Source organism: Streptomyces anulatus (assembly GCF_014650675.1).
GTDB lineage: Bacteria > Actinomycetota > Actinomycetes > Streptomycetales > Streptomycetaceae > Streptomyces > Streptomyces anulatus.
In genome coordinates this window covers 811844-827162 of the sequence record NZ_BMVK01000001.1, presented here as the reverse complement: position 1 = coordinate 827162, position 15319 = coordinate 811844, and the positions used below count along the sequence as shown (strand labels likewise).

Annotated in this window: 10 protein-coding genes; 9 read left to right on the top strand and 1 reads right to left on the bottom strand. The window is 72.4% G+C overall.

Annotation, left to right across the window (positions count from 1 at the left end; translation table 11 throughout):
• The first annotated feature begins 63 nt into the window (after positions 1 to 63).
• The 6 genes from IE272_RS03600 to IE272_RS03575 all read left to right on the top strand — a co-directional run bounded on the left by IE272_RS03600 (position 64) and on the right by IE272_RS03575 (position 11277).
• Positions 64 to 1956, top strand: coding sequence for an AAA family ATPase (locus IE272_RS03600; RefSeq protein ID WP_190006231.1), 1893 nt, complete (start codon positions 64 to 66; stop codon positions 1954 to 1956).
• 84 nt (positions 1957 to 2040) lie between these two features.
• Positions 2041 to 3189: a tRNA dihydrouridine synthase DusB gene (dusB, locus tag IE272_RS03595; RefSeq protein ID WP_050361399.1), complete on the top strand. Its 1149-nt coding sequence runs from the start codon at positions 2041 to 2043 to the stop codon at positions 3187 to 3189.
• Positions 3190 to 3279: 90 nt separating this feature from the next.
• Complete coding sequence (locus IE272_RS03590) at positions 3280 to 4500, top strand: hypothetical protein (protein ID WP_056707588.1); 1221 nt, start codon at positions 3280 to 3282, stop codon at positions 4498 to 4500.
• Positions 4497 to 6737 carry a VMAP-C domain-containing protein gene (locus tag IE272_RS03585; RefSeq protein ID WP_050361398.1) on the top strand — a complete coding sequence of 747 codons (2241 nt, stop codon included), beginning with the start codon at positions 4497 to 4499 and terminating at the stop codon, positions 6735 to 6737. The genes IE272_RS03590 and IE272_RS03585 overlap by 4 nt, the downstream gene beginning before the upstream one ends.
• A 14-nt stretch (positions 6738 to 6751) precedes the next feature.
• Positions 6752 to 7765, top strand: coding sequence for a MoxR family ATPase (locus tag IE272_RS03580; RefSeq protein ID WP_050361397.1), 1014 nt, complete (start codon positions 6752 to 6754; stop codon positions 7763 to 7765).
• Positions 7765 to 11277, top strand: coding sequence for a tetratricopeptide repeat protein (locus IE272_RS03575; protein ID WP_190006230.1), 3513 nt, complete (start codon positions 7765 to 7767; stop codon positions 11275 to 11277). Before IE272_RS03580 ends, IE272_RS03575 begins: the two co-directional genes overlap by 1 nt.
• A 27-nt stretch (positions 11278 to 11304) precedes the next feature.
• On the opposite strand, the gene IE272_RS03570 is transcribed toward IE272_RS03575, so the two are convergent.
• The gene (locus IE272_RS03570; protein WP_050362174.1) at positions 11305 to 12066 is read right to left on the bottom strand and encodes a GntR family transcriptional regulator; all 762 of its coding nucleotides are present in this window, start codon (positions 12064 to 12066) and stop codon (positions 11305 to 11307) included.
• Positions 12067 to 12336: 270 nt separating this feature from the next.
• On the opposite strand from IE272_RS03570, the gene IE272_RS03565 reads away from it, so the two are divergent.
• From IE272_RS03565 to IE272_RS03555, 3 genes are read left to right on the top strand one after another with little or no spacing between them, the layout of a single operon-like run.
• Entirely contained in the window at positions 12337 to 13515 is a 1179-nt protein-coding gene (locus IE272_RS03565) for an ABC transporter substrate-binding protein (RefSeq protein ID WP_050361395.1), read from the top strand.
• A complete protein-coding gene (locus IE272_RS03560) occupies positions 13515 to 14432 on the top strand; it encodes an ABC transporter permease (RefSeq protein WP_190006229.1) in 918 nt (305 codons plus the stop codon). Before IE272_RS03565 ends, IE272_RS03560 begins: the two co-directional genes overlap by 1 nt.
• On the top strand, positions 14420 to 15316 hold the full coding sequence (locus IE272_RS03555) for an ABC transporter permease (RefSeq protein ID WP_179890845.1): 897 nt from the start codon (positions 14420 to 14422) through the stop codon (positions 15314 to 15316). The genes IE272_RS03560 and IE272_RS03555 overlap by 13 nt, the downstream gene beginning before the upstream one ends.
• Positions 15317 to 15319 lie beyond the last annotated feature (3 nt).

The window sequence follows — 15319 nt, the reverse complement described above, 5'->3', positions numbered from 1 at the left end:
TTTCATCGTTCCGCTCCCACCGACGGCTCCTGTGGCCCGACCCCGCGCCCGGAGCCGAGCGGCATGACGGACGCCGACGATCACGGGCTGCCCGTTCCGGCCGGCCCGGATGCGGCGGGAGGCAACCGGATCAGTGGAGGAGTCTTCTTCCACGCCGTCATCCAGGGCCATACGGTCGCCGTGAACCTGCCCCCCGTGGCGCCGTCGGCCCTGGCCGGTCTGCCGGCTTCCGGCCCCGCGTTCACCGGCCGGGACGTGGAACTGGACCTGTTGCTGGAGGTCCTGGACCCCGCCGCCGATGGCGGCACTCCGACAGTCTGCTCCGTGGTGGGACCGGCCGGTGTCGGCAAGACGGAGTTGGCGGTGCGGGCCGCCCGGGTCGCCCGGGAGCGCGGCTGGTTTCCGGGCGGGGTCCTCTTCGTCGACCTTCAGGGCTACGACGACCAGCGGCGGGTGGAGTCCGCGGACCTGTCGCACAGCCTTCTCCAGGCCTTCGGGGTGCACGGCGAGTACATACCGTCCCGGCCCGAGGACCGGGCGAGGCTGTACAGATCGGTCCTGGCCGCCTTCGCCGAGCAGGGGAAGCCCCTGCTCGTACTGCTGGACAACGCCGCCGGCGCCGAGCACGCGCGGCCACTGCTGCCGGCCGACCGGCGGACTCGCGTGATCCTGACATCGCGCCAGGTCATGTCGACGCTGGACTCCCGGCTGCTGGGCCTTCACGTACTCGACGAGCGGTCGGCCCTCGACCTGCTGGGCCGTCTCCTGGAGGTCGCGTACGGCTGGGACCCGCGCCTGGACCAGGAGCCACGGGCGGCTCGGGAGCTGGTGCGGCTGTGCGGGTACCTGCCGCTCGCGCTGCGGATCGTCGGTGCGCTGCTCGTCCAGGAACCGCGCAAGCCGCTGGAGGTGATGCTGGACGACCTCTCCGACGAACGAGCGCGGCTCGACGTGCTCGCCGTCGACGGTCTGGCAGTGCGCGCCGCATTCGATCTCTCGTACCAGGCCCTGAGTCCGCGGGCCGCGGCCCTGTTCCGCGTGCTGCCGCTCGGTCCCGGCCCCGAGATCTCCACCGAGGCTGCCGCCGCACTGTTCGGTGACGAGCGGCAGGCGTGCCGCCGGCTGTTGGAGTCCCTGTCCCGGGCGCATCTCGTCGAGAGCGGAACGGCGTACGGGCGGTGGCGCCTCCACGATCTGGTGCGCGTCTTCGCCATCGAGCAGCTGAACCTGCGCGTTCCGGAGCACGAGCGAGGTGCGGCTGTCGGGCGGCTGGTCGGTCACTACCTGGACACGTTCCGCGACCTGCGAACCCGCATCCGGGACACGGGGGACGACGAAGCGGCGAGCTGGTTGCGGGCGGAGGGCGGCAACGTGATCGCCACCAGCGCCTCTGCCGTGCGGGCAGGCCGGCCGGTCGACGCCGAGCGTCTCATGAACGATGCGGTATCGCTGGTCGACGACGCCTTCCGCCTCCCCGTGGACCAGCTGTACTGGCGCTGGTTCTTCTTCCGGGGGGCCAGGCGCTTCATGGAGGCGTTCGAGGCCCTGCGGCAGCATCTCCTGGTCATTCGGCCCGCCTGTTCCGTACGTCTGGAAGACGACGTCGTGGAGCGCGTCCTGGCGACCGTGGACGACGTATCGACCTCGGAGGAGGCCGTCCGGTCCCTGGAACCGGCGGCGGCAGCCCTGCGGGTGGCGGGGGAGGTCGACGCCGAGGGCCGGGTCCTTGTCGACCTCGGCCTCGCGCTCCTGCAGGAGGGGCGTGCGCGGGAGGCGTGTGACGTGCTGCGAAGGGCCCTGGACCGGTTCGGGTACGGCGGACGCGGAGGGTCGCCGGACGACGTGCACGCCCGGACGGTGCTGCACTTCGCCGAGACGGCGACGGAACCCCGTGAACACGACTGGTGGTCGCAGCGACACGCGCCGGGCCGGATACGGCGGTCGCCCCGACGGTGAAACCGTGCCGGTGGGGTTTCCGGGGACGCCGGGGCGCCGGGCACCCGGGACCGCCATCCGTCCGGAGTACGCGACAATGGAGCAATGACCACGCTCGCCCCCGCCCTCCCACAGCTCCGCATCGGCCCGCACACCGTGCAGCCGCCGGTCGTGCTGGCCCCGATGGCCGGCATCACCAACGCCCCGTTCCGGACGCTGTGCCGGGAGTTCTCCGGGGGCAAGGGGCTCTTCGTCAGCGAGATGATCACCACGCGGGCGCTGGTCGAGCGCAACGAGAAGACCATGCAGCTGATCCACTTCGACGCGACCGAGACCCCGCGCTCGATCCAGCTCTACGGAGTGGACCCGGTCACCGTCGGCAAGGCGGTCCGGATGATCGTGGACGAGGATCTGGCCGACCACATCGACCTGAACTTCGGCTGCCCGGTCCCCAAGGTCACCCGCAAGGGCGGCGGCTCCGCGCTCCCGTACAAGCGGCCCCTGCTGCGGGCCATCCTCAAGGAGGCCGTCTCGGGCGCCGGGGACCTCCCCGTCACCATCAAGATGCGCAAGGGCATCGACGACGACCACCTCACCTTCCTCGACGCCGGCCGCATCGCCGTCGAGGAGGGCGTCACCGCCGTCGCCCTGCACGGGCGCACCACCGCCCAGCACTACGGCGGCACCGCCGACTGGGACGCCATCGCCCGGCTCAAGGAGCACGTCCCGGAGATTCCCGTTCTCGGCAACGGCGACATCTGGTGTGCCGACGACGCCCTGCGGATGATGCGGGAGACCGGCTGCGACGGTGTCGTCGTCGGACGCGGCTGCCTCGGGCGGCCCTGGCTCTTCGCCGACCTCGTGAACGCCATGGAGGGGCGCGAGGCCCGGCACGCGCCCACCCTGCGGGTGGTCGCGGACGTCATGGTGCGCCACGCGACGCTGCTGGGGGAGTGGATCGGCGACGAGGCCCGCGGCGTGATCGACTTCCGTAAGCACGTGGCCTGGTATCTCAAGGGCTTCGCGGTCGGCTCCGAGATGCGCAAGAAGCTGGCGATCACCTCCTCGCTGGAGGAGCTGAGCGGCCAGCTGCACGAGCTGGAGCTCGACCAGCCCTGGCCGGACGGCGCCGACGGGCCGCGCGGCCGGACCTCGGGCAACAACCGGGTCGTCCTGCCGGACGGCTGGCTGAAGGACCCGTACGACTGCGCGGGCGTCAGCGCCGACGCGGAGCTGGACACCTCCGGCGGCTGATAACGGGAAGACGACCGCCTTTCGGTAAAAGGCCGTTGACCGGGGCATCGCTGACTAGACTTGAACTCTCGGGACACTGTGGGGGGTCTGGTGACGAGTGTTGTCTTCGTGCATGGCACCGGAGTGCGGGAGGACTCGTACCGCACGTCGTACGAGCGCGTCGCCCGCGGGCTGAAACGCACCCGGCCGGATGTCCGTCTCGTACCGTGCTACTGGGGCGACACCTGCGGGGCGCACCTGGAGCTCGGCGGAGTCTCCTTCCCCTCGCGCGACCAGGACCGCGGGTCGCCGGGGGCCGGGGAAGCCGACCCCTTGGCTCTCTGGGCCCTCCTCGAACGGAATCCGCTCGCCGAGATCGAGCTCATCGAGGACGCCGCCGGGGAGGACGAACAGGGCGGATACGTCCCCGGCCGTGTCGACCGCTGGGACGCGCTCGCGGACCGCGTGCGCGGACTCGCCGAACCCGGCCCGACGGCGGGCGGTGACAGCCCCGGACCGCTCGTCGAGGACATCGGGCCGCAGCTCGCCGCGGCCGCGGAGGAGATCGCCGCCGAGCTGTCCCTGCGGCTCACGGGAAAGGAGTACGGCCAGGACGCCGAGTCCGTGGCCGCGAGGGCCCTGGTCGCCCTCGCCGTCCGGCTGACCGAGCGGGCCCAGGACGCGGAGGAGCCGCTGCCCGTCGACGGGGCCGACCGGGACGCGCTTGTCGAGGCGCTCACCGATCGTCTCGGCGGAACGGACCGGGGCATCGTCGTGGACTCGGGCAAGTGGCTGGCCGCGCGGCTCCTCGCCGACCCGCTGCTCTGGGCGGCGTCCCCGGTGGTCCAGACGGGTCGCCGCCGGATGACCGGCTGGCTCCTGCCCGAGACCGGCGACATCCTGCGCTACCAGGCTCGCGGAGCGCTGCTGCGCGCCCGGATCGCCGAGGCCGTCGCCCTCGCGCGCGCGGCCGACGACGGCCCGGTCGTCCTGCTCGCCCACAGCCTCGGCGGAATCGCCTCCTTCGACCTGCTGGCCATGGAGCCCGCGCACGGGGTGGACCTGCTGGTCACGGTCGGTTCGCAAGCACCCTTCCTGTACGAGATCGACGCGCTCACCGGTCTGCGGCGGGGCGACGAACTGCCCGGTACGTTCCCCCGCTGGATCAATGTGTACGACCGGCGGGACCTGCTGGGCTTCGTCGGCGGGAAGCTGTTCCCCGGCCGCGTCGACGATGTCCGGGTCCATCTGCGCCAGCCCTTTCCCCGGGCGCACACCGCCTACTTCGCCCACCGGGGCCTGTACGAGCGGCTGAACGCGGAGCTGCCGTGACCACCGTGCACGACTGGCAGCGGACCCATGCGGTGATCGTCGCGGTGGAGGCCTACGCGGACCGGGCATGGAACATCTCGGGGCCCGCGAGCGACGCCGCCCGCATGATGCGCTGGCTGCGGGCGAGGGGCGTGCCGGAGAACGGCATGCACCTGCTCGCTTCGCCGCTGGAGCAGAACAAGGGCATCCTGGCCGATTTCACCGGGGTCAAGCGCAGCACGGCGGACCGGGCGCATGTGCGGCGGGTCTTCCGGGAGGAGCTGTCGAAGCTGGAGGTGGACTGGCTCTGGGTCTACTGGGCGGGCCACGGCCTCAAGGCGGGCGGCAACCGATGGAGCCTGCTCTACCCCGACACGCGGACGGGCGATCCGCTGGGGGTGGACGCCGAGAACCTGGTGTCCCTGCTCCGTACGGCGCACCTTCCCGCGTTACGGCCCGAGCGGGTGACGATGGTCATCGACGCCTGCCAGTCGACCCTCTCGGCCGGCCAGCAGGCGCGAGCACTGGCTCCCGAGACGATCGCCGCCCATCCCGAGAAGGGGTCCCGCAAGCTCTTCGTGATGCGCGCGTCCCGGCCCGGCGAGGCCGCCAAGAACCGCGACGGCGCCGGAGTTTTCACGTCGTATCTGATGGACCATCTGGAGGCCGGATCCCGGAAGGACTCCGCGGCCGCCCCGGACCTCGGCCAGGTGTGGGCCGAGATGAAGGCCACGTTCGAGCTGGCGAAGGCGACGGAGGGCGGCGGGCAGACGCCCACGGTCCACCTCCGGGACTGGAACGACAACGAGCTCGTCTACACCGGCACCACCATGGGCGCGTCGGCCCTGGGCAACCTGTCGCACCAACAGATGCTGGAGCGGAGCCAGTTGGCCATGCGGGTCGAAGCGGCCCACGCGGGCGACCCGGGCGCGGCGGCCCGACTGGCCGCCGCCGTCTCCAAGGAGACCGGGACCGCTCCGCCCTGTTCGGCGGACGAACTGACCGGGGAACTGCTCGTCGACTGGTCCCGGGGCAGGCCGCACGGCATCAGCACCCTCATCCACCTCCTCTCGGCGGAGGCGTGCGGGGTCGACGGCGACACCCTGCGCAGCCACACCCTCCATCTGACGCGCGGCCGCTGGCTGCTGTGCAGCGAGTACGACGCCCTGAGCGGGCTCCTCACCGGGATGCCGGCCGATGCCCGCCGCGCGCTGGTCGCCGCGGCGCGCGAGGAGGTCCCCGCAGCGGTGATCGACGAGATCGAACCCCTGGCGCTGATGGACCACTTGGAGGAACTCTCCGTGCCCTCTCCGGCGCTGCCCCGGCTGCCGCGGCTCATCGGGGCGGTGGAGCGCCTCGCCGCCGCCGTCGGCGGAGGGCTCGCCGAGCAGCTGCGGGAGTGGACGCTGAACTGTGCCACCCGGCTGGACCCCTTCGTGCCCCAGCTCCTCCGGTCGCGTCGTCTCGAACTGGAGGAGCGCGCCGCCCGGAGCGAGGACGACCCCACCGCTGACGACCGCATACAGATCAGGCTGTCGGCGGCCACCGGCCCGTCGCGCGATCGCACCCTCCAGGCGTGGTCGCGGGGGAGTGCGGCCGCGCAGTCGCTGGCGACGTACGACACCGAACTGCCCGAGACGGAGATCCACCGCGTGGTGGACGACCTGCTGACCCGGTACGGCCGGGCCAATGTGACGCGGGTGGAGTTCTTCCTGGACCTGACCGACCTCGAACTCGACGTCCACCGCTGGGAGATCGGAGCGAAGGAGCTCTACGGCCGCCCCTTGGGAAACGACTTCCCGGTCGTCGTCCGCTGCGCCGAACAACGGGTCCGCAGCCGGGAGCATCTGTGGCGGCAGCGGTGGAAGCGCGTCGAGAACGGGCGCACCGAGGACCTGCACTGGCTGTCCGCGGGGCCGACCACGATCGCGGCCGTGCACGGCGCCCTTGCCGAGCGGGACGACGCGCCGGGAGTGGTCGTGCGGGCCGTCGGTGAGGACCGCGCGGCCGCCTTCGGTGCCAGTGTCTTCAACGGCGTGCCCGTGATGATCTGGCGCGGCGGGCCGGAAACAGACGGCATCGAGACGGAGTTGGCCTCCTTCCTGGAGGGCGACGCCCTGTCCTCGCTGCCGGGCAAGTTGCGCAGGATCCGTGCCGGCTCCGCAGCCGACGGGCAACGCGCCGGAGGCCGGCTGGCCCTGCTGTGGGACGACCCCCAGCACCCCCTGCCCCCACGACTCGACCTGGCAGCACCATGAAAGAGGGGGAATCCATGAGTACGGACTGGCGGCTCTTCCGCGGGGACGCGGAGCCGCACCCGGTCACCGCGTGGCCGAAGCCGCCACCGTGGCGCACCTTCACCGGCGGCGGCGAGCGGCCCGAAGGCGGGGAGACCGGTACGGCGGACAGCGAGGCCGAGGACGCCCCGCGGAACTGGCGGTATGTCATCGCCGACGCGGACCGCGACATCGTCAACGCCGCGCTGCATCTGCACCGACCGCTGCTCGTCACCGGCGCGCCCGGCACCGGAAAGTCCTCCCTGGCCAGGGCCCTGGCCCGGGAGTTGGGGCTGGGGGAGGTCCTGCACTGGCCGGTCAACAGCCGTTCCACCCTCGCCGAGGGGCTGTACCGCTACGACGCCGTCGGGAGGCTGCGGGACGCCTCGCTGAGCCGCGGGCGCGATCAGGCGGCCGGGGCGGACGACGCCCCGGCGGAGCCCGACATCGGCGACTATCTGAGGCTCGGCCCGCTCGGCACGGCGTTACTGCCCCGCTCCCTGCCGCGCGTCCTGCTCATCGACGAGCTGGACAAGGGGGACGTGGACCTGCCGAACGACCTGCTCACGGTCTTCGAGGAGGGTACGTACGAGATTCCCGAACTGGCCCGGCTCAAGGACCCGCTGCCGCGCGTCCGGGTCACCGGTCCGGACGACGAGAGGGTCGGCGTTCCGAAGGGCCGGGTCACCTGCCAGGTCTTCCCGGTCGTGGTGATCACCAGCAACGGCGAGCGCGATTTCCCGCCCGCCTTCCTCCGGCGTTGTGTGCGGCTGGACCTCGCGCAGCCCGACGAGGTCCGGCTGCGCGCCATCGTCGACATGCACCTGGGCGCTGCCAAGACCGCACGGGCGGAGGGGCTGATCGCCGAGTTCCTGCGGCTCCGCGACTCCGGAACCCGTGAGCTGGCGACCGACCAGCTGCTCAACGCCGTGCACCTGCGGGTCTCCGGCGGAGTGACGGACTTCGAGCGGCTGCGGGAGACCGTCTTCCGCTCCCTGGGTGACGTCTGATGTTCGACCGGCTGACGGCCGTGCTGAGCAGCGCGGGCGTGGACGTGTCCACGGACGAACTGCTCGACGTCCTCTGGCTCGCTGTGGCGCGGGGCGCCGGTGAGCCGGAGGACGGGCCGCCGCCGGAGCGGCCGGCGGGACCGCGTCCCGCCTCCGGTCCGCTGGACGAGGCGGAGGACGCCCTCGACCTCGACGTGGACCACGGCGGGCCGGGCCCGCTGCGGGAGAGCCCCTCCGTGGAGCCGCCGCAGGGGCTGTACGCGCCCGCGGGGCCCGGCGACCGGGGGCGTCCGTCACGTTCCGTCGGAGTGCACGGAGTACGGGCCCTGCGATCCCCCCGCGCACTCGGCCGGGCGATGAGGCCGCTGCGCCGTACGGTGGACTCCCGCACGGAACTCGTCCTCGACGAGCAGGCGACGGTCGACCGGATGGCCGAGACCGGACTGCCCGAGCCCGTTCTGCGGCCCCTGCCCGAACGCTGGCTCTCGGCGGCCCTCGTCATCGACGACGGGCCGTCGATGGTGCTGTGGCGGCAGCTGGCCGACGAGGTGAAGACCCTGCTCCAGGCGCAGGGGATCTTCCGGGACATCCGTACGTACACGATGGACAGCGGCGACGGAACCGGCCCGCTGGTCCGCTCCGGAGGGAACGCAGGTGCACGCGGCGGCGCCGACGGACTGCGCCTGGACCCCACCCGCCGCACCCTTGTTCTCGTACTGTCCGACATGGTGGGGGAGCGCTGGCGCACCGGAGCCGTCCATGCCGCGCTGCGCACCTGGGCGGGCCGCGCCCCCGTCGCCGTACTCCAGCCGCTGCCGGAGCGGATGTGGCCGCAGTCGCCGGCCGGGCCGGTCGAACGGCTCCTGGTGAGCAGCCCGCACCCGGCGGCCCCCGGCCGTGCGCTGACGGTCAGCCACCCCGTGTTCCCCGACGGCATGATGCCGTACAGCGGCACCGCCATTCCGGTCCTGGAGCCGACCACCGGGCATCTGATGCCCTGGGTGTCGCTCCTCGCCACCCGGCGGAGCTGCGCCCCGCTGCCGGTCATGCTCGTTCCGGACGAGTTCCCGCCACTCCCGCCGGCCTCATCACGGCCCCCACCGCACCCCCTGTCGGCCGGGGAGCGCTTTCGCCGGTTCCGTGAAGCGGCCTCGCCGGAGAGCAGCCTGCTGGCGGGGGCACTCGCCTCGGTCGCCCCGCTCACGCTGCCCGTGATGCGGCTGGTGCACGAGGCGCACCGGGGCGACGGCGCCCGGTTCCACCCCGCGCAGCTCGCCGAGGTCTTCCTGGGCGGACTGCTGCGCCGCCGCGCCGACGCCACGGCGAAGTCGGCCGAGAACGCGGAGCACGAGTTCTACCCCGGGGTGGCGGATCTGCTGCTGGACACCGTGCGCACATCCGTCGCGCTGGACACGGCCGAGCGGGTGAGCGACTACCTGCTGCAGCGCGGCGGGGAAGGACCCGAGTTCCGTGCCCGGCTCGACGCGGAAGGGCCCGGCGCCACGTGGGACCTGCCCGAACACGCCGGACCGTTCGCCGCCGCCTCGCCGCAGCTGCTGCGCAGGCTGGGGCTGTCGGGGAGTGAGCCCCCCGAGCAGTATCCGGCGGGCCTCAAGCCGACCGGGTACTTCGCGGACGAGCCGGAGAGCCCGGCCGAGTGGTTCGTCCTCGACAGGGTCGTGCCGCCGCTGGTGTCCTTCGCCGACCGGATCCTCGCCGACCCGCTGCTCCCCGACATGGTGCGGAGACCGGCCGAACACGTCGTCGGGCTCGGCCGCGCCTGGGCGGCCGGGTTCGGCTGGCCGGGCGTGCAAGTCCTGCGCATCGTGGGGAAGGCGCTCAACGACGCCCGCATCACCGCCTATCGGGACCAGCTCGCCCAACTTCTCCAATGGTCGACGGAGCAGCTGACCGAGAGCACGGACCTGGTGACCCGTCAGATGCGGGGACTGCTCGCCATCGGGTTGAGCGAGCTGGGCATGACCGAGGCCGCCGTGCCCCATCTGAGGTCGGTGATCAGGCTGTCGGGCGTTGAGCACGGCCCGCTGCACGCCTACACCTTCGGTGCCCGTGTCCATCTTCACGAGATGCTGTACGACGCCGGTTGGCTGACGGAGGCGGAGGCCGAAGGCAGAGCCCTGCTGGCGGACTTCGACCTGGTCACGCCGGAGCAGTACGAACGGGCGACGTGGGCCCACTGCGTCCAGCACCAGGCGTTCACCCTCCACGGCCTGGGGCGGTGGCGGGAGGCGGAGGAGCTGCTGCGCACCGTGCTCGCCGCGAACGAGGAGACGGACGGCAGCCTGTTGAGGGCGGACCCCCTGAGCATCGTGGTCTGGCTCTCCGTCGTCCTCAGCGCCCAGGGGCGCTACACGGAGGCGGAACGTGAGCTGAGGACCGGCCTCCTCGCCGCGGAGGACCGACCGGCGGACGAGGAGACCGGCGGCCGGCACATGGCGCTGGACGCCCTGGCCGACCTGCTCCACGAAAGCGGCCGGAGCGAGGACGCGGAACCGCTGCGCAGAGCGGCCATCAGGGCAAGCGAGGAGTGTTACGGGGCCGATCACGAACGGACCGTGCAGGCGCGTTACGACTGGCTCGGCCACCTGCATCTGCTCGGGCGTCACACGGAGGCCCTGCGCGGGATCGCGGAGCTGGAACCGGATGCGGTGGAGGCGCTGGGAGCACAGCACACGGTGACCATCCAGGTACGTCAGCTCCACGGCCTCATCGCTGCCGAGACGCAGGAGTACGAACAGTCCCTGGCGTCGCAGCGCAGGCTGCTGGACGAGGTCACGGGCGTGCTGGGAGCCACCCACCGGACGACCATGGTCCTGCGCCACGACTACGGAACGGTCCTGCGCGATGCCGGACGCCACGGGCAGGCCGAGAAGTGGCTGGAGGCTCTGCTGAGGGACGAGGGCAAACACCTGGAACCGGGGGACAGCATGGTGGCCGCGACCACCCATTCCCTGGCGGAGGCCATCGCCTCGCAGGACCGTACGGACGAGGCTCTCGCCCTCTGCCGCGAGCTGCTGCGGACGCAGGTGCGGGACCTTCCCGAGGGCAGCCTGCGCACGGCCGCGACCCGCCGTCAGCTCGTCCGGCTGCTCGCCGGGACGGGCGCGTACGGGGAGGCCGCCGAGCAGGCGCACGTGCTCTGGTCGGTGTACCGGGGCGCGCTGGGCGAGGAGGCGCCGAAGACCTTGACGGCCGCCCACCAGTACGGGCTTCAGCTCCACCGGGCGGGCCGCCACCAGCAGGCGGTCGAGGTGCTGGAGACGGTCATCGAGGTACGGGCCCGTGTCCTCGGCCCGACGGACCGGGCGACGCTGCGGTCGAGGATGCGGTTCGGCGACGCCCTCGCCGCCCTCGCTGTCGCCGACGCGGAGGGGAGGGCGCACCGTGAGTGGACCGCGGTGCGGGAGGCGGCGGTGCGCGAGTGGGGCGAGGAGGACGAACTGGCGCAGATGGCGGCCGAGGCGCTGGGAGCCGGGACCGGAGAGCCGTAAGAGACCTGGCACGGCCCCGGCCGGGTTTCAGCCGCCCGCGCCCACGTCCGGGCCCGCGTGGCGCTCCAGCGGGGCCGCCGCCGCGGAGTTCATCACGTTGAAGACGACGCTGCCCGCCCGGTAGCGGTCGTCCGTCCACTCGATGGCGCGGCCCGCGGCCGTGTACGTCAGGTGCCGCTGCCGCAGCAGCGGGCTGGCCCGCCGCACCCCCAGCAGCCGCGCGTCCTCGCTGCCCGCCGCGACCGCGTCGATCAGGTGCTCGCCGTACTGCGCGACGATGCCGGCCCGCTCCGCGATGCCGTCCATGATCGAGACGCAGTCCTCGGGCAGCGCGCGGACCACCGGAGCCACCCAGTCCGCGTACACGGTCCGCTCGACCATCACCGGCTCCCCGTCCAGCCGGCGCAGCCGCAGCACGTACAGCACCTCGCTGCCCGGCTCGGCGTCCAGCCGGGCCGCCTCCTCGTCGGTCGCCGGGCGCGTGGTGCGGACCAGGATGCGGCTGGAGACCTCGCAGCCCATCGCCCGCGCCCACTGCGCGAAGCTGTTGAGCTGCTGGAAGCTCTGCCGCCGCTCCTGGCGCAGGACCACCCGCCGGGCGCCCTGCCGGGAGCCGATCAGGCCCTCGGACGCCAGCAGCGCCACCGCCTGGCGCACGGTGCCGCGCGACACCTCCCAGCGGGCGGCGAGGTCGCTCTCGGACGGCAGCCGTGAGCCCAGCGGATAGGCACCGCCGCGGATCGCCTGCCGCAGCGACTCGGCGATCTCCTCGTAGCGTGAACGGCCCACGCGCTCCCCGTCGGTCGGTTGAAACGGATCCCGGACTGTGTACAGGTTGAGTGCCGCGTCGCGGTCCGGCACTGCCACTCTAACGCCCCGTCGAGCCGTCGCAGCGCGTGGTTCCGTGCCTAACACAGCCCCGATATGACCGGCTTTCCTCTTCCACGGCTCTTGCGGCACCGGACATGGGACGTTCACTCCCCGGACATCTGAGGCGGGCGAACTGATGCCAGCTTGTATGAACAAGTTGCCCTCACCTCGCTTCCGGGAGAACACACCGTGCGCAGAGCCCGACCCCGCCCCCGTATCCGCGCCAACGGCCGTGCCGTTGCCGCTCTCGCCCTCTCCACCGCCGCCCTCACCGCGCTCACCGCGTGCGGCGCCGCACCCGAGGAGAAGACCGCGACCGGGGTGAACGGGGTGAAGTCCACCGAGGCCGCCTCGGTCGCCGACTTCGGCGGGCTGGAGAAGCTGGTCGCCGCCGCCGAGAAGGAGGGCGAGCTGAACGTGATCGCCCTGCCGCCGGACTGGGCGAACTACGGCGAGATCATCAAGGCCTTCGAGGCCAAGTACAAGGTCAAGATCAAGAGCGAGACCCCGGACGCCTCCAGCTCCGACGAGATAGCCGCCGTCAAGTCCCGCAAGGGCCAGAAGCGCGCCCCCGACGTCCTCGACCTCGGCATCGCCTTCGCCCGCAGCGGCGCCGCCGAGAACCTCTTCGCCCCGTACAAGGTCGCCTCCTGGGACAAGATCCCCGACAGCCAGAAGGACGCCGACGGCCGCTGGTACAACGACTACGGCGGCTACGTCTCCATCGGCTGCGACGCCGCCCGCATCACGACCTGCCCCGAGACCTTCGCGGACCTGCTGAAGCCCGCGTACAAGGGCAAGGTCGCCCTCAACGGCAACCCGACCAAGTCCGGTTCCGCCTTCGGCGGCGTGTACGCGGCCTCCCTCGCCAACAAGGGCTCGTTCGGGGACATCCAGCCCGGCATCGACTTCTTCGGCAAGCTGAAGAAGAGCGGCAACTTCATCCCCGTCGAGTCCACCCCGGCCACCGTCGAGAAGGGCGAGACGCCGATCAGCATCGACTGGGACTACCTGAACGCCGGGTACGCCGACCAGTTCAAGGGCAAGGGCGTCGACTGGAAGGTCTCCGTACCGAAGGACGGCGTGTACGCCCAGTTCTACTCGCAGGCCATCAACAAGGACGCCCCGCACCCGGCCGCCGCCCGCCTGTGGATGGAGTACCTGTACAGCGCCGAGGGCCAGAACCTCTGGCTCAAGGGCTACGCCCGCCCCGTGCTGCTGCCCGCCATGACCGAGGACGGCACCGCCGACAAGACCTTCGTCGCCAAGCTGCCCGAGGTCGCGGGCACCCCGGCCTTCCCCAGCTCCGAGGAGCTCGACCGGGCCAACGCCACGCTCGCCGAGAACTGGGACAAGGCCGTCTCCTGATGACCGTCCCCCACCCGTCCGCCGCCCCGGGACCCGGGGCGGCCGGCTCGAAGGCCGGTGGCCGCACCTCCCGCCGCCGGCCGCCCCGCGCCTGGCTCGGCGCGCTCCCGCTGCTCGTCTTCGCCGGGCTCTGCTTCGGACTGCCCGCCGGGGCCCTGCTGTACGGGGCGCTCACCCGTACCGACCCGGTCGCCGGCACCACCGAGATCACCGGCGAGCACCTGGCGCGCTCGCTCCGCGGCCCCTACCTCACCTCGCTCACCGGCAGCGTCGAACTGTCCGCGCTGACCGCCGGGCTCGCCACCGTGCTCGGGGTGCTGATCGCCCAGGCCGTCGTCACCTCCCGGCGCGGCGCCCTGCGCGGCGCGGTGCTCACCGCTTCCGGCGTGCTCGCCAACTTCGGCGGGATCCCGCTCGCCTTCGCCTTCGTCGCGACCCTCGGCATCTCCGGGGTCGTCACGGAGATCGGCCACCTGGACGCGCTCGGCTGGAACCTCTACTCCTTCACCGGGCTCACCGTCATCTACCTCTACTTCCTCATCCCGCTCATGGTGCTCGTCGTCGTCCCCGCCCTGGACGGGCTGCGCCCGCAGTGGCGGGAGGCCGCGCTCAACACCGGGGCCACCACCTGGCAGTTCTGGCGCCACGTCGGCCTGCCGGTCCTCGCGCCCTCGCTGCTCGGCGGCTTCGTCCTGCTCTTCGGCAGCGCCTTCGCCGCGCACGCCACGGCCGCCGCCCTGGTCGGCGGCTCCGTCCCGCTGGTCACCCTGAAGATCGCCGACGCGCTCTCGGGCAATGTGCTGGTCGGCCAGGAGAACGTGGCCCTCGCGCTGAGCCTCGACATGATCGTGATCGCCGGACTGGTGATGGCGGTCTACCTGCCCCTCCAGCGACGGAGTTCCCGATGGCTGCGCTGACCCCTGCTTCCACGGCCCGTGCCGTCGCCCCGGTGAAGACGGCCCGCCGCCCGCGCTACTGGCGCGGCGCCGTGCTCACCGTCGCCGGGCTGTACTTCCTCACCCCGCTGATCTCCTCGTTCGTCTTCACCGTCCAGGTGCCGAACCAGGGCCTCACCTTCGCCGCCTACAGCGGGATCCTGTCGGCCGACGGCTTCACCGAGAGCCTCTTCCTCTCGCTCTCCCTCGCCGCCGCGACGATCGTGCTGGCCCTGCTGCTCGTCGTGCCCGCCCTGGTCGCGGTGCGGCTCGGGCCGCCCCGGCTGCGCGCCGTCGTCGAGATCGTCTGCATGCTGCCGCTGGTGGTGCCGCCGATCGCGCTGGTCACCGGGATCGCCACGGTGCTGCGCTGGGGGCCCGACCACTTCTCCCGCACCCCGCTCTACCAGACCTTCCTCGCCGTGCAGAACGAGTCGTTCCCGGTGGTGCTGGTCCTCGCCTACACCGTGCTGGCCCTGCCGTTCGTGCACCGCTCGCTGGACGCCGGACTGCGCGCGGTCGACGTGCCGACGCTGGTGGAGGCGGCCCGGAACTGCGGGGCCGGCCGGCTGTACGTGATCCTCCGCGTCATCCTGCCCAACCTCCGCTCCTCGCTCGCCGGGGCCTCCTTCCTGACCCTGGCGCTGGTGCTCGGCGAATACACCGTCGCCTCGCTGCTGGGCTTCCGTCCCTTCGCGGTGTGGATCGTCTCCGTCTCCGGCGCCGAGGCCCGGATGTCGGTCGCGGTGTCCCTGCTCAGCCTGCTGATCACCTGGGCCCTGCTGCTCGTCCTCTCCCGCGCCGGAACCGGTTCGGCCGCCGCCGTGCCCGCCGCCGCCCCCACCCCCGTACCCGGCAAGGAGTAGCCA

Bases quoted from the DNA above. Each gene is read 5' to 3' on its own strand.
- IE272_RS03600 (WP_190006231.1), top strand. From the start codon at position 64: ATGACGGACGCCGACGATCACGGGCTGCCCGTTCCGGCCGGCCCGGAT.
- IE272_RS03560 (WP_190006229.1), top strand. From the start codon at position 13,515: ATGACCGTCCCCCACCCGTCCGCCGCCCCGGGACCCGGGGCGGCCGGC.
- IE272_RS03575 (WP_190006230.1), top strand. From the start codon at position 7,765: ATGTTCGACCGGCTGACGGCCGTGCTGAGCAGCGCGGGCGTGGACGTG.
- IE272_RS03555 (WP_179890845.1), top strand. From the start codon at position 14,420: ATGGCTGCGCTGACCCCTGCTTCCACGGCCCGTGCCGTCGCCCCGGTG.
- dusB (WP_050361399.1), top strand. From the start codon at position 2,041: ATGACCACGCTCGCCCCCGCCCTCCCACAGCTCCGCATCGGCCCGCAC.
- IE272_RS03580 (WP_050361397.1), top strand. From the start codon at position 6,752: ATGAGTACGGACTGGCGGCTCTTCCGCGGGGACGCGGAGCCGCACCCG.